The organism is Streptomyces sp. NPDC044003 (assembly GCF_056435185.1).
This window is the reverse complement of sequence record NZ_JBWKFA010000002.1, coordinates 1,027,636-1,040,619: the sequence shown is the minus strand read 5'-3', so window position 1 is coordinate 1,040,619 and position 12,984 is coordinate 1,027,636. Positions and strand designations below refer to the sequence as shown.

At 71.0% G+C, this 12,984-nt stretch carries 12 protein-coding genes; 3 read left to right on the top strand and 9 right to left on the bottom strand.

The window, feature by feature from the left end:
• Positions 1-61 precede the first annotated feature (61 nt).
• Positions 62-1,009: a zinc metalloprotease gene (locus AC07AW_RS11360; protein WP_478815174.1), complete on the top strand. Its 948-nt coding sequence runs from the start codon at positions 62-64 to the stop codon at positions 1,007-1,009.
• Positions 1,010-1,125: 116 nt separating this feature from the next.
• Here the strand turns inward: AC07AW_RS11360 and AC07AW_RS11355 are convergent, their stop codons facing one another.
• Positions 1,126-1,695: a dienelactone hydrolase family protein gene (locus AC07AW_RS11355; RefSeq protein ID WP_453521721.1), complete on the bottom strand. Its 570-nt coding sequence runs from the start codon at positions 1,693-1,695 to the stop codon at positions 1,126-1,128.
• 38 nt (positions 1,696-1,733) lie between these two features.
• The gene (locus AC07AW_RS11350) at positions 1,734-3,320 is read right to left on the bottom strand and encodes a Na+/H+ antiporter (RefSeq protein WP_478815173.1); all 1,587 of its coding nucleotides are present in this window, start codon (positions 3,318-3,320) and stop codon (positions 1,734-1,736) included.
• Positions 3,321-3,397: 77 nt separating this feature from the next.
• On the opposite strand from AC07AW_RS11350, the gene AC07AW_RS11345 reads away from it, so the two are divergent.
• The gene (locus AC07AW_RS11345; RefSeq protein WP_392153002.1) at positions 3,398-3,586 is read left to right on the top strand and encodes a hypothetical protein; all 189 of its coding nucleotides are present in this window, start codon (positions 3,398-3,400) and stop codon (positions 3,584-3,586) included.
• 94 nt (positions 3,587-3,680) lie between these two features.
• Here the strand turns inward: AC07AW_RS11345 and AC07AW_RS11340 are convergent, their stop codons facing one another.
• The 4 genes from AC07AW_RS11340 to AC07AW_RS11325 all read right to left on the bottom strand — a co-directional run bounded on the left by AC07AW_RS11340 (position 3,681) and on the right by AC07AW_RS11325 (position 6,658).
• On the bottom strand, positions 3,681-4,148 hold the full coding sequence (locus AC07AW_RS11340; protein ID WP_478815172.1) for a GNAT family N-acetyltransferase: 468 nt from the start codon (positions 4,146-4,148) through the stop codon (positions 3,681-3,683).
• Positions 4,145-5,086 carry an RluA family pseudouridine synthase gene (locus tag AC07AW_RS11335; protein WP_478815171.1) on the bottom strand — a complete coding sequence of 314 codons (942 nt, stop codon included), beginning with the start codon at positions 5,084-5,086 and terminating at the stop codon, positions 4,145-4,147. The genes AC07AW_RS11340 and AC07AW_RS11335 overlap by 4 nt, the downstream gene beginning before the upstream one ends.
• Positions 5,087-5,129: 43 nt before the next feature.
• On the bottom strand, positions 5,130-5,714 hold the full coding sequence (gene lspA, locus AC07AW_RS11330; protein WP_478815170.1) for a signal peptidase II: 585 nt from the start codon (positions 5,712-5,714) through the stop codon (positions 5,130-5,132).
• Positions 5,715-5,794: 80 nt separating this feature from the next.
• Complete coding sequence (locus tag AC07AW_RS11325) at positions 5,795-6,658, bottom strand: TraR/DksA family transcriptional regulator (protein ID WP_478815169.1); 864 nt, start codon at positions 6,656-6,658, stop codon at positions 5,795-5,797.
• A 541-nt stretch (positions 6,659-7,199) separates the two neighbouring features.
• Between AC07AW_RS11325 and ileS the strand changes: the two genes are divergently transcribed.
• Positions 7,200-10,331: an isoleucine--tRNA ligase gene (gene ileS, locus AC07AW_RS11320; RefSeq protein WP_478815168.1), complete on the top strand. Its 3,132-nt coding sequence runs from the start codon at positions 7,200-7,202 to the stop codon at positions 10,329-10,331.
• Positions 10,332-10,768: 437 nt separating this feature from the next.
• Here ileS and AC07AW_RS11315 read toward each other — a convergent pair whose 3' ends face one another.
• The 3 genes from AC07AW_RS11315 to AC07AW_RS11305 all read right to left on the bottom strand — a co-directional run bounded on the left by AC07AW_RS11315 (position 10,769) and on the right by AC07AW_RS11305 (position 12,940).
• Positions 10,769-11,881 carry a DivIVA domain-containing protein gene (locus AC07AW_RS11315; protein ID WP_478815167.1) on the bottom strand — a complete coding sequence of 371 codons (1,113 nt, stop codon included), beginning with the start codon at positions 11,879-11,881 and terminating at the stop codon, positions 10,769-10,771.
• Between the two features lie 67 nt (positions 11,882-11,948).
• On the bottom strand, positions 11,949-12,239 hold the full coding sequence (locus tag AC07AW_RS11310) for a YggT family protein (RefSeq protein WP_017238790.1): 291 nt from the start codon (positions 12,237-12,239) through the stop codon (positions 11,949-11,951).
• A gap of 80 nt (positions 12,240-12,319) precedes the next feature.
• Positions 12,320-12,940 carry a cell division protein SepF gene (locus AC07AW_RS11305; RefSeq protein ID WP_190157125.1) on the bottom strand — a complete coding sequence of 207 codons (621 nt, stop codon included), beginning with the start codon at positions 12,938-12,940 and terminating at the stop codon, positions 12,320-12,322.
• Positions 12,941-12,984 lie beyond the last annotated feature (44 nt).

The window sequence follows — 12,984 nt, the reverse complement described above, 5'->3', positions numbered from 1 at the left end:
CCCCCGCGAGGAGTCACCCGTGCGTGCTCTTGTCCGTATATCGCCGCGTACGTCACGCCGTATGCTCGGCACCGCCGTCATGGCCGGAACCCTGGCCCTGGCCCCGCTGTCCGCCCCGGCGGCCACTCCGTCGACCAGCACGCTGGCCTCGGCCGAGAAGTGCGCGGACGGCACCACCGCCCTGTCCGGCGCCCGCAAGGCCAAGGGGGACGCCACCAAGGCCGAGCCCAACGACGTCACCGCCGCGCAGGCCAAGGCCATGGACGACGACCTGAAGAAGAAGGTCGCCGCCGCGCGGAACTCCGGCCGCGTCGGCTCCACCTCCCTCGCCGCCGGCGCCACCATCCCCGTCTACTTCCACGTGATCCACAGCGGCACGACGGGCAAGCTCAGCGCCACGGCCGTCAACAACCAGATGGCCGTCCTCAACGCCGCCTACGCGGGCCAGGGCACCGGCAACGTGAACACGGGCTTCCAGTTCTCGCTGGCCGCGACCGACTACACGGACAACGCCACCTGGTACAACCTGACCTCCGGCTCGCAGGCCGAGAAGGACATGAAGACCACCCTGCGCAAGGGCGGCGCGAACGCCCTGAACGTCTACACCGCCAACCTCGGCGGCGGCCTGCTCGGCTGGGCGACCTTCCCGTCCTCGTACAACTCCAGCCCGAACATGGACGGTGTCGTCATCCTCGACGCCTCCCTCCCGGGCGGCTCCGCCACCAACTACGACGAGGGCGACACCGCCACCCACGAGGTCGGCCACTGGATGGGCCTTTACCACACCTTCCAGGGCGGCTGTAACGGAAACGGTGACTACGTCGCCGACACCCCGGCCGAGAAGAGCCCGGCGTACCAGTGCCCGACCGGCCGTGACTCCTGCGCCTCGAAGCCCGGTGTGGACCCGATCCACAACTTCATGGACTACACGTACGACTCCTGCATGTACCAGTTCACCGCGGGCCAGGTGACCCGGATGAACGACGCCTGGACCGCGTACCGCGCCTGACGGCCCGTCCGCGGAAGAAGGGGTGTGGCCCCCGGGGAACTCCCGGGGGCCACACCCCTTTTCCGTACGTCCCGAAGGCCGTCGTCCTGAAGACCGTCGCCCTGCAGGCTGTCGTCCTACAGGCTGTCGATGAAGGACAGCGCGACCGACCAGGTCCGCTCCGCCGCCTCCGCGTCGTAGTCCGGCAGCTCCGGATCCGTGTAGATGTGCCCCGCGCCCCGGTAGCGGTAGATCTCCACGTCCGCCCCGGCCTTGCGCATCTGGAGGTACCAGGAGGACAGCCAGTCGTCCGTCTCGAAGGGGTCCGGCTCGGCCACGTGCAGCTGCACCGGCAGCTCGTCCACCGCGGCCGACTCCGCGATGTCCGAGGTGCCGTGGAGCAGCAGCAGCCCGCGCGCCTTCTCGTCACCGAGCGCCAGGGTCTGCGCGATCGAGGCCCCGAGGGACAGACCCATGTAGACCAGGCCGCGCTCGGAGTAGGGAGCGGCGGCCAGGACCGCGCGCTTGAGCAGCTCGTCCTTGCCGATCTCGTCGCGGAGCACCACGCCCTCCTCGACGGTCCCGACCGTCCGTCCGTCGTAGAGGTCCGGAGTCCAGACCTGGTGGCCGGCGGCCCGGAGCCGCTCGGCGGCCGCCTCGACGGAAGGGGTCAGCCCGTAGGCCGAGTGGAAGAGCATGATGTCCATGCGTCCCATCCTGCCACCCGCCGCCGACGGCCCCGCCGTCAGCGCATGCTGCGCACGTCCAGGTGGCGCAGCACCCGGTCCACCACCTCGGGGTCGGCGCCCGGTTCGCTGCGCGCCGCGAGAACCTCGTGCCGGGCGGCCGACATCAGCTCCCGCTGGATCCGCTGCACGGCCTTGAACCGCTTCGTCCGCTCCATGAAGGCGGCCCGCCGCTCGTCGTCCACCATGTCGGGGCTGATCCGCGCCCCGATGTCGTACGCCCCGCGCAGCAGCCGCTCCTGCACCTCCTCGGGCAGCTCCTCGACCTCCTCGATCTCCTTGAGCCTGCGCCTGGCGGCCTTCGCGGCCCGGATCGCGAGCTCCCGCTCCAGGGCGCGTTCGGCGTCCGTGTCGGCCCGCACCCCGAGCCGCCTCACCAGCCAGGGCAGGGTGAGGCCCTGGAAGACGAGGGTGGCGATGATCACGCAGAAGGCGATGAAGACGATCTCGTCGCGGCCGGGGAAGGGTGAGCCGTCGTCGGTGCGGAACGGGATGGCGAGGGCGAGGGCGACCGAGGCCACCCCCCGCATCCCCGCCCACCACATGACGACGGTCTCCCGCCAGCTCATCGGGATCTCCTCGTCGACGTCCCGGAGCGTGTGCAGCCTCTTCGCCAGCCAGGTGGCCGGCAGCAGCCACAGGAGCCGCACGCCGACGACCACGCCGACCACGGCCGCGCCCCAGCCGAGCATCTCCCAGCCGCGGCCCTCGGCCACTCCGAAGACATGGACGAGCTCCAGGCCGATGAGACCGAAGGCGATGCCGGTGACGAGGGTGTCGACGATCTGCCAGAAGGTCTGCCCGGCGAGCCGGCCCATGACGTCGTCGGCGTCGGCCGCGTGCTCGGCCAGGAAGAGCGCGGTGAGCAGGACGGCGAGGACGCCGGAGCCGTGCAGCTCCTCGGCGATGACGTAGCTCACGAAGGGGACGAGGAGGGTGAGGCCGGTCTGCAGGGTGGCGTCGCCGAGGAGGCCGATGAGCTTGTTGGAGAGCCAGCCGAGCGTCAGGCCGACGATCACGGCGACCACGGCCGAGAGCGCGAACTCGCCGAGCGCCTCGGGCCAGGAGAAGGAGCCGCTGACGACGGCGGCGATCGCCACGTGGTAGAGCACGATCGCCGTGACGTCGTTGAAGAGTCCCTCGCCCTCCAGGATCGACACGAGCCGGCGGGGCAGCCCGAGCGAGCCCGCCACGGCGGTCGCGGCGACCGGGTCCGGCGGCGCGACGAGGGCGCCGAGTGCCAGCGCGGCGGCCAGTGGAAGGCCCGGCACGAGCGAGTGCGCGACCGCGCCGACGGCGGCGGTGGTGACGAAGACCAGGGCGACCGCGAGCAGGAAGATGGGCCGCCTGTTGGCCGCGAACTGCCGCCAGGAGGTCCGCTGCACGGAGGCGTAGAGCAGCGGCGGCAGCACCAGCGGGAGGATGAACTCCGGCGGGATGTCGACGTTCGGCACGAAGGGCAGGAAGGCCAGCACGATCCCGATGAGGGTCATCAGGACGGGCGCGGGCAGCCCCAGCCGCTCCCCCAGGGGCACGGTGAGCACGGCGCCGAGCAGCAGCAGGAACAGCAGGGCGAGCTGGTCCACGGTGTCCTCTCCAGGCGGGCGAAGATCAGAACCCCTATCACAAAAGGGACATTCCAATCACTCGCCAGGAGGATGTCATGTTGAGGCAGCACATCGGGCGCCGCGCGGCCGCCTTGGTGCTGGCCGTCGCCGGCGTGCTCGGCGCCGGCTCGGCAGCACTGGCGAACCCGTCGCCGCCGACCAACGGCGGAAACGGCGGCGGCCAGAGCGGTCAGTGCACCGGACCCGTCGACGAGCGCCCGCACGGGTGCCACACCTTCAAGTAGCCACCACCACGATCACCCGGTCCGGGCCGGGCAGACCGTCCCCCGGGTGTCCATGCAGGGCCTGTCCTTCCGGACCGGCCCTCAGCCGTGTCCGCTACAGCGCGCGCCTCATGGACCGGTGCGGGATGCCCGCGTCCGGGAACTCCGGGCCGTACGCCTCGTACCCGAGCCGCTCGTAGAAGCCGAGGGCGTGGGTCTGCGCGTGCAGGTCGACGGCGCTCAGACCGCGCTCCCGCGCCGCGTCCTCGATGCCCCGCACGAGCGCCGCACCGACGCCGAGACCGCGCGCGGCTTTCGACACCGCGAGCCGACCGAGCGAGCCCACCGAGGCGTCGCCGCCGGTCTTGCCGGCCGCGTCCGCCCCGTGGAGCAGACGTCCGGTGCCCAGCGGCAGCCCGTCCGCGCGGACGGCGAGGACGTGCACCGCCGTCTCGTCGTACGTGTCGTACTCGATCTCCTGCGGAACGCCCTGCTCCTCGACGAAGACCTCGCGGCGCACCACGAAGCACGCCTCACGGTCCTCGGTCCCGGTCGCCTCGCGGACGGTGTACTCGGCGGTCACTGGCTCTCCGATGCGATCCGGTCCAGGGCCTTCTGCAGGTCCTCGGGGTAGGTGCTCGCGAACTCGACCCAGGACCCGTCGCCCGGGTGCTCGAAGCCGAGGCGGACGGCGTGCAGCCACTGCCGGGTCAGACCGAGACGCTTGGCGAGCGTGGGGTCGGCGCCGTAGGTGAGGTCGCCGACGCAGGGGTGGCGGTGGGCGGACATGTGCACCCGGATCTGGTGGGTGCGGCCCGTCTCCAGCTTGATGTCGAGCAGCGAGGCCGACCGGTACGCCTCGATGAGGTCGTAGTGCGTGACGGAGGGCTTGCCGTCGGCGGTGACCGCCCACTTGTAGTCGTGGTTCGGGTGCCGGCCGATCGGCGCGTCGATGGTGCCGCTCATCGGGTCCGGGTGGCCCTGGACCAGCGCGTGGTAGCGCTTGTCGACCGTGCGCTCCTTGAACTGGCGCTTGAGCGAGGTGTACGCGTACTCCGACTTGGCGACCACCATCAGGCCGGAGGTGCCGACGTCGAGGCGGTGCACGATGCCCTGGCGCTCGGCGGCGCCGGAGGTGGAGATCCGGTACCCGGCGGCGGCGAGGCCGCCGATCACGGTGGTGCCGGTCCAGCCGGGGCTGGGGTGCGCGGCGACACCGATCGGCTTCATGATCACGACGATGTCGTCGTCGTCGTGGACGATCTCCATGCCCTCGACGGGCTCGGCGACGATCTGCACCGGCGCGGGCGCGCCCGGCATCTCGACCTCGAGCCACGCGCCACCGCTGACCCGCTCGGACTTGCCGACGACGGAGCCGTCGACCTGGACCTTCCCTGCGGCGGCCAGCTCGGCCGCCTTCGTACGGGAGAACCCGAACATACGGGCGATGGCGGCGTCGACGCGCTCGCCCTCCAGGCCATCGGGAACGGGCAGCGTGCGGATCTCGGGACTCGTGCTCACCCGTCGAGTATGCCTTGTGCCGGGAGTGCTCGGTCCTGCGTGCTCAGTCCTTGTGGACGGTGCCGTCCGGGTCCAGGCCCCGGAAGGACAGCAGGACGATCAGGATGCCGCCGCAGACGATCGCCGAGTCGGCGAGGTTGAAGACGGCGAAGTGCGCGGGGGCGATGAAGTCCACGACCGCGCCCTCGAAGACGCCCGGCGAGCGGAAGATCCGGTCCGTGAGGTTGCCGAGCGCGCCGCCGAGCAGCAGGCCCAGCGCGATCGCCCAGGGCAGGCTGTAGAGCTTCCGCGCCAGCCGGATGATCACGACGATCACGGCGGCGGCGATGCAGGTGAAGATGATCGTGAAGGCCTCGCCCATGCCGAAGGCGGCGCCCGGGTTCCGGATGGCGTCGAGCCGCAGCAGGTCGCCGACCAGGTCGATCGGCTCGTGGCCCTCCAGCTTGGCGACCACCAGCATCTTGCTGCCGAGGTCGAGCAGATAGGCGAGCACGGCCACGACGAAGAGGGCGACGATCCGGCGCCTGCCCCTGGGCCGCTCCTCGGGAGCGGCCGTGCCGTCGGGGGCGGCCGTCTCGTCGGCCCCTGCTGAATCCGGCGTACCGATGATGCGCTCCGCCTCTGCCACGTGAGTGAGTCCCTCGACCTCGATGCCTGACCGTGCACCGAGGGTACGGCACAGGCGTACGAGACCGGCAGCCGAGATCGTCAGCCGCGCCGCTCCTGTCGCTGTTTGTCCTCGACGCAGAGCGTGGCCCGCGGGAAGGCCTGCATCCGCGCCTTGCCGATCGGCTTGCCGCACACCTCGCACAGGCCGTACGTGCCCGCGTCGAGCCGCTCCAGGGCGTGCTCGCTCTGCTCCAGCATCTCCCGGGCGTTCGCCGCGAGGGCCAGCTCGTGCTCGCGCGTGATGTTCTTGGTGCCGGTGTCGGCCTGGTCGTCCCCGGCGCCGTCGCCGGAGTCCCGCATCAGGCCGGTCAGCTCCTCCTGGGAGTGGACGAGCTCGCTGCGCAGCCGCAGCACCTCCGCCTGGAGGCCGCTGCGGGCCTCGGCGACCTCCTCCGGCGTCCACGGGTCCTCGCCGGGACGCACCGCGAGCTCACCGGCCCGCGCCGGGGGCACCGCCGCCTCGTCGCCGACGGTCGTGACGCCACCCGCGGTCTTCTTCGCTGCCACCGTCCTGGCTCCTGTCTGCTTCTTCGCGGCGGGCGCCTTCCTGGCGGCCGCCTTCTTCGCCACGGCCTTCTTGGCGGGCGTCCTCGGGGCGGGGGCGTCGTCGACGGAGGCCTCGCCGGCGGGGTCCGCCGCACCGGCCTCTCTCCCGACGGCGTCCTTCGGGGCCGGGTCCGCGGCGGCCGTCCTCCGGGCCGCGGTCTTCTTCGCGACCGACTTCTTCGCGACCGTCTTCTTCGTGACCGTCTTCCTGGCCGGCGTCTTCTTCGCGACCGGTTTCCCGTCGACCGTCGACTTCTTGCCGGCCACGTCCTTGGCGGCCATGTCCTCGGCGACCCCGGCCGTGCCGGCGGAACCGGCGACCGAGGTCTTCTTCGCGGCGGTCTTCTTCGCCACCATGTCGCGGCCCCTTCACATTTTGTGATCTTGCTCGCGAATCGTGCTGGGACGATAAATCGGCCCAAGGCCCGCAGCAACGGGGCACGCCGCCGTTCCCACCCGCCCCCGCTCCCCACGGGGCGGGCCTGCCTCCGTTGTGCCCAGCTCCCCGCCCGGTTATCCGTCCCACCCCTCCCCCACATGGCCGCACAGGAAGTCGAACCCGGGCCGTATGGCCATTCGGGTCACGGGAAAACCGGTCTGCCGCCTCCCCTCCGGCCCCTTACACTGGCCACAGCGAAAGGCTTGGATGGGGACGAGTAGCGTCGCAAGCAGCCATGAGCGACCCGGGGACGGTGAGAGCCCGGGGGCGAGCCCGATGTGAAGCATCACCCCGGAGCCGTCGGAAGAAAGCCGCACGACAGTGCGGTGACTAGAACCGGCGTCGCGACCCCAATGAGGGGGCTCAGGGCGATCACGTCCGGGGCCAAGGAGGGTGGTACCGCGGGAGCAGCGCTCTCGTCCCTCCGACGGAAGAGAACCGTCCGCCGGAGGAAGATCGATGTCGCAGTACCGCCAGGTGCCCGCCCAGGTCGACCTGCCCGCGCTGGAGCACGACGTGCTCGATTTCTGGCGCGAGAGCAAGGTCTTCGCGAAGACCCTGGAGCAGTCCGAGGGACGCCCCGAGTGGGTGTTCTACGAGGGCCCGCCCACCGCCAACGGCATGCCCGGCGCCCACCACATCGAGGCCCGCGTCTTCAAGGACGTGTTCCCCCGCTTCCGGACCATGCGCGGCTACCACGTGGCCCGCAAGGCCGGCTGGGACTGCCACGGCCTGCCGGTCGAGCTCGCCGTCGAGAAGGAGCTCGGCTTCTCCGGCAAGAAGGACATCGAGGCGTACGGCATCGCCGAGTTCAACGAGAAGTGCCGCGAGTCCGTGACCCGGCACACCGACGCCTTCGCCGAGCTCACGACCCGCATGGGCTACTGGGTCGACCTCGACGACGCGTACCGGACCATGGACCCCTCGTACATCGAGTCGGTCTGGTGGTCGCTCAAGCAGATCTTCGACAAGGACCTCCTGGTCCAGGACCACCGCGTCGCCCCCTGGTGCCCCCGCTGCGGCACCGGCCTCTCCGACCACGAGCTGGCGCAGGGCTACGAGACGGTCGTCGACCCCTCCGTGTACGTGCGCTTCCCGCTCACGTCCGGCCCGCTCGCGGGCAAGGCGGCGCTCCTGGTCTGGACGACGACCCCGTGGACCCTGGTGTCCAACACGGCCGTCGCCGCGCACCCCGAGGTGACCTACGTGGTCGCCACGGACGGCGACGAGAAGCTGGTCGTCGCCGAGCCCCTCCTGGAGAAGGCGCTCGGCGAGGGCTGGGTGACCACGGGCGAGTCCTTCACGGGCGCGGAGATGGAGCGCTGGACCTACCAGCGCCCCTTCGAGCTGGTGGCCTTCCCCGAGGAGGCCCACTACGTCGTCAACGCCGAGTACGTCACGACGGAGGACGGTACGGGTCTGGTCCACCAGTCCCCCGCCTTCGGTGAGGACGACCTCAAGGTCTGCAAGGCGTACGGCCTGCCGGTCGTGAACCCGGTCCGCCCCGACGGCACCTTCGAGGAGGACGTGCCGCTGGTCGGCGGCGTCTTCTTCAAGAAGGCCGACGAGGCCCTCACGGCCGACCTGGACGCGCGCGGCCTGCTCTTCAGGCACATCGCGTACGAGCACAGCTACCCGCACTGCTGGCGCTGCCACACGGCCCTGCTCTACTACGCGCAGCCGTCCTGGTACATCCGTACGACCGCGGTCAAGGACCGCATGCTCCAGGAGAACGAGCGGACCAACTGGTTCCCGGAGTCGGTCAAGCACGGCCGCTTCGGCGACTGGCTGACGAACAACGTCGACTGGGCGCTGTCCCGGAACCGCTACTGGGGCACCCCGCTGCCGATCTGGCGCTGCGAGGACGACCACCTGACGTGCGTGGGCTCGCGCGCGGAGCTCACGGAGCTGACGGGCACCGACCAGTCGGAGCTCGACCCGCACCGCCCGTTCATCGACGCGGTGACCTTCCCGTGCCCGAGCTGCTCGAAGACCGCCACGCGCGTGCCGGAGGTCATCGACGCCTGGTACGACTCGGGCTCGATGCCGTTCGCGCAGTACGGCTACCCGTACCAGAACAAGGAGCTCTTCGAGTCCCGCTACCCGGCGCAGTTCATCTCCGAGGCGATCGACCAGACCCGCGGCTGGTTCTACACGCTGATGGCGGTCGGCACGCTGGTCTTCGACAAGTCGTCCTACGAGAACGTGGTCTGCCTGGGCCACATCCTCGCCGAGGACGGCCGGAAGATGTCCAAGCACCTGGGCAACATCCTCCAGCCGATCCCGCTGATGGACCAGCACGGCGCCGACGCCGTCCGCTGGTTCATGGCGGCCGGCGGCTCCCCGTGGGCGGCGCGTCGCGTCGGCCACGGCACGATCCAGGAGGTCGTGCGCAAGACCCTCCTCACCTACTGGAACACGGTGGCCTTCCAGGCCCTGTACGCCCGTACGTCGGACTGGTCCCCCTCGGCCGCGGACCCGGCGCCGGCCGACCGCACGGTCCTCGACCGCTGGCTGCTGTCCGAGCTGAACACGCTGGTCGCCGAGACGACCGAGGCGATGGAGTCGTACGACACCCAGCGCACCGGCAAGCTGATCTCGGCCTTCGTCGACGACCTGTCCAACTGGTACGTGCGCCGCTCGCGCCGCCGCTTCTGGCAGGGCGACGCCTCCGCGCTCCGCACCCTGCACGACGTCATCGAGACGGTCACCCGCCTGATGGCCCCGCTGACCCCGTTCATCACCGAGCGGGTCTGGCAGGACCTGGTGGCCCCGGTGACGCCGGACGCCCCGGAGTCGGTCCACCTGGCCACCTGGCCCGAGTCGGACGCGACCCTGGTCGACAAGACGCTCTCGGAGCAGATGCTGCTGGTCCGCCGCCTGGTGGAGCTGGGCCGGGCGACGCGCGCGGAGTCGGGCGTGAAGACCCGCCAGCCGCTGTCCCGCGCGCTGGTCGCGGCGACGGGCTTCGCGGCGCTGTCGCCGGAGCTCCAGGCCCAGATCACGGAGGAGCTGAACGTCAGCTCCCTGGCGTCCCTGTCGGAGGTCGGCGGCTCGCTCGTCGACACGACGGCCAAGGCGAACTTCCGCGCCCTCGGCAAGCGCTTCGGCAAGGGCGTCCAGGACGTGGCGAAGGCGGTCGCGGCGGCCGACGCGGCGGCCCTCTCGCTGGCCCTCCGCTCCGGCGAGGCGACGCTCTCGGTGAACGGCGAGGACATCACCGTCACCCCGGAGGAGATCATCATCACGGAGACCCCCCGTGAGGGCTGGTCGGTCGCCTCCGACGCGGGCGCGACGGTGGCCCTGGACCTGGAGATCACCCCGGAGCTGCGCCGCGCGGGCCTGGCCCGTGACGCGATCCGCCTGATCCAGGAGGCCCGCAAGAACAGCGGCCTGGACGTCGCGGACCGCATCGCGCTCCGCTGGACCTCCGGCTCCCCGGAGACCGTGGAGGCCCTGACGGCCCACGCGGAGCTGATCGCGGACGAGGTCCTGTCCACGGACTACGCGGAGGGCGAGGCCGACGCCTCGTACGGCACGCCCTTCGAGGACGAGGGCCTGAACCTCACCTTCCGCCTCCGCAAGGCGTAACCGACACGCGAAGGGGCCCGGCGCCACAACGGTGCCGGGCCCTTCGCGCACCCGGCCATACGTTCCGCCGGGGCGGTGCCCGCCGCCCCCGTTGTGGGCAGGCGTTCCGCAAGGGGCGGAACGGGTGGGCACAACGGACCCGCGCCCTGCCGGCGCCAGAGGCTCATGTGCCCTGACCCGGACCACGATGTGCACCGCCGCTACGGGTGCGGGTCCAGGCTCGGAACGCGGAGGCGCCGCTGAGCGCGCCGTCCCGTGTGCCCACCCGTCCCGCCCCAGCGGGACGATTGCCCACACGGCGGGTGGGCACCGCCCAGACCGGGTGCGGGGCACCGCCCAGCGCGGGCGCGGGTACGGCGAAGGGCCGGTTCCCCTGGGGAACCGGCCCTTGCAGCCTGCCGACGGCTACGCGCTCAACGCGCGTTACACCCGCCGCCTCAGTTGTCGTCCTCGTCGATCAGAAAGCCCCGCATCGGCGCCGGCGCCTGCTGCATCGGCTGCGGCGCCTGCGGCCGGACCGGAGCCATCGGCTGGGTCATCGCCGGGGACATCTGCTGCTGGCCGCCGTAGGACGGGGCGCCACCCATGGACGGCGCACCACCCATCGCGCCGTTGCCGCCGTAGGACGGCGCGCTCGCGCCCGCCGAGGCCATCGACGGGGCCGGCGGCAGCGAGGCCGTGGCCGGGGTGCGCGGCGGAGCAAGCGAGTCGTCCGCCTGGGTCTCCAGCTGACGCAGCTGGGACTCCAGGTAGGACTTCAGACGCGTGCGGTACTCGCGCTCGAAGCCGCGCAGGTCCTCGACCTTGCGCTCCAGCGTGGCGCGGGCGGACTCCAGGGAGCCCATCGCGACGCGGTGCTTCTCCTGCGCGTCCCGCTCAAGAGCGTCCGCCTTGGCGCGGGCGTCCCGCTCCAGGCCCTCGGCGCGGGAGCGCGCCTCGCCGACGATCTTGTTGGCCTCGGAGCGCGCCTCGGCGATCGCCTGGTCGGCGGTCTGCTGGGCGAGCGAGAGGACACGCGCGGCGCTGTCGCCACCGGGGCCCTGCTGCGGCTGCTGCATCTGCGGCGGCTGCATCTGCTGCTGCTGCGGGTGACCCATGGGGCCGCCCTGCATCGGGCCGGGACCCATCGGTCCGCCCTGCATGGGGCCGCCCTGCATCGGGCCGGGGCCCATGGGCCCGCCCTGCATGGGGCCACCCTGCATGGGGCCGGGGGGAAGCGCGGGGGCACCGGACGGCAGCTGCGGCGGACCCATCTGCGGCGGCTGCTGCTGGGCCGGCGGTCCGGATATGGCGGCGGGCACCGGAGCGCCGGGACCGACGGGACGATCCTGCGGCTCCGGGGGCTTGCGCATGCCCTGCTGCTGGTTCTGCGCGGCGGCACGCGTCGCGGCGGCCAGCTTGGCGCGCAGGTCCTCGTTCTCGCGGAGCAGGCGGGTCAGTTCGGCTTCGACCTCGTCGAGGAAGGCATCGACCTCGTCCTCGTCATAGCCTTCTCGAAGGCGGACGGTCGTGAACTGCTTGTTCCGCACGTCCTCGGGGGTCAGCGGCATCTCTTCTTCACCTCTACGTAGTCGTCGGCAGTCGGCAAGACCGTATCGTCCACTTGTTCCTCCACCATCACCTCGCGAAGCTGCTCACGATGGAGATCAGGATGTAGACGATGATCATCAGAACGAAGAAGGACAGGTCGAGTGCCACGCCCCCGAGACGCAACGGCGGGATGAGTCGCCGCAGAAGCTTGAGCGGTGGATCGGTGACAGTGTAGGTGGCCTCAAGGACGACCACCATCGCCTTACCGGGTTGCCATGAACGGGCGAACTGGAAGACGTAGTCCATGACAAGCCGGACGATCAGGAGGACGAGGAAGCACATCAGCACGATGTAGACCACCTGTAGTGCGACGCCCATCCCGCTTTTCCCTCTCCCCTGGCTTTCGTGCTCTCGCTTGTCCGGCCGCTTCGCGACCGGTCCGTCCGGTTCTTGTGTTCTCAGCTCTGGTTGAAGAATCCGCCCTCTGCGATCCGGGCCTTGTCCTCCGCCGTGACATCGACGTTAGCAGGCGACAACAGGAACACCTTCTGCGTCACGCGCTCAATGCTGCCATGGAGCCCGAAGACGAGTCCGGCGGCAAAGTCGACAAGTCGCTTCGCGTCCGTGTCGTCCATCTCCGTGAGGTTCATGATCACCGGGGTGCCCTCACGGAAGTGTTCCCCGATGGTACGGGCCTCGTTGTAGGTCCGCGGGTGCAGCGTGGTGATGCGGTACGGCTCCCGCTCGGACACGACCTTGGGCATGATCACCGGTGCGTTCTTCTCCAGGCTCGGACGTTCGGGTGTGATGGATGCCACGGGGGCAATTCGGGCCGGACGTCCGCTTTCGGCGAGTACCGGGACAGAATGGGCAATCGGCTCCCGGGGAGCCGGGGGCTGCGCCACTCGCACCGGCTCCTCGCGCTCCACCTGACGCGGGGGGGTGTGGCGCCGGTCGCGCTCGGGCTCCGGCTCCAGCTCGGGTTCGAAGTCGTCGTCGGGGTCGAAGCCCCGGCCGTCGTACCCATCGTCCTCCACGAGGCCGAGGTAGACCGCCATCTTGCGCATCGCGCCGGCCATTCTCTGAGTCCTCCGCTCTGTGGTGGATCGGCCTTGTCACCAAG

What these genes read in the sequence shown, in the direction of transcription:
- ileS (WP_478815168.1), top strand. Translation starts at nt 7,200, where the DNA reads ATGTCGCAGTACCGCCAGGTGCCCGCCCAGGTCGACCTGCCCGCGCTG.
- AC07AW_RS11355 (WP_453521721.1), bottom strand. Translation starts at nt 1,695, where the DNA reads ATGGACATCATGCTCTTCCACTCGGCCTACGGGCTGACCCCTTCCGTC.
- AC07AW_RS11310 (WP_017238790.1), bottom strand. Translation starts at nt 12,239, where the DNA reads ATGGGCGTCGCACTACAGGTGGTCTACATCGTGCTGATGTGCTTCCTC.
- AC07AW_RS11360 (WP_478815174.1), top strand. Translation starts at nt 62, where the DNA reads ATGCTCGGCACCGCCGTCATGGCCGGAACCCTGGCCCTGGCCCCGCTG.
- AC07AW_RS11315 (WP_478815167.1), bottom strand. Translation starts at nt 11,881, where the DNA reads ATGCCGCTGACCCCCGAGGACGTGCGGAACAAGCAGTTCACGACCGTC.
- AC07AW_RS11305 (WP_190157125.1), bottom strand. Translation starts at nt 12,940, where the DNA reads ATGGCCGGCGCGATGCGCAAGATGGCGGTCTACCTCGGCCTCGTGGAG.
- AC07AW_RS11345 (WP_392153002.1), top strand. Translation starts at nt 3,398, where the DNA reads ATGTTGAGGCAGCACATCGGGCGCCGCGCGGCCGCCTTGGTGCTGGCC.
- AC07AW_RS11325 (WP_478815169.1), bottom strand. Translation starts at nt 6,658, where the DNA reads ATGGTGGCGAAGAAGACCGCCGCGAAGAAGACCTCGGTCGCCGGTTCC.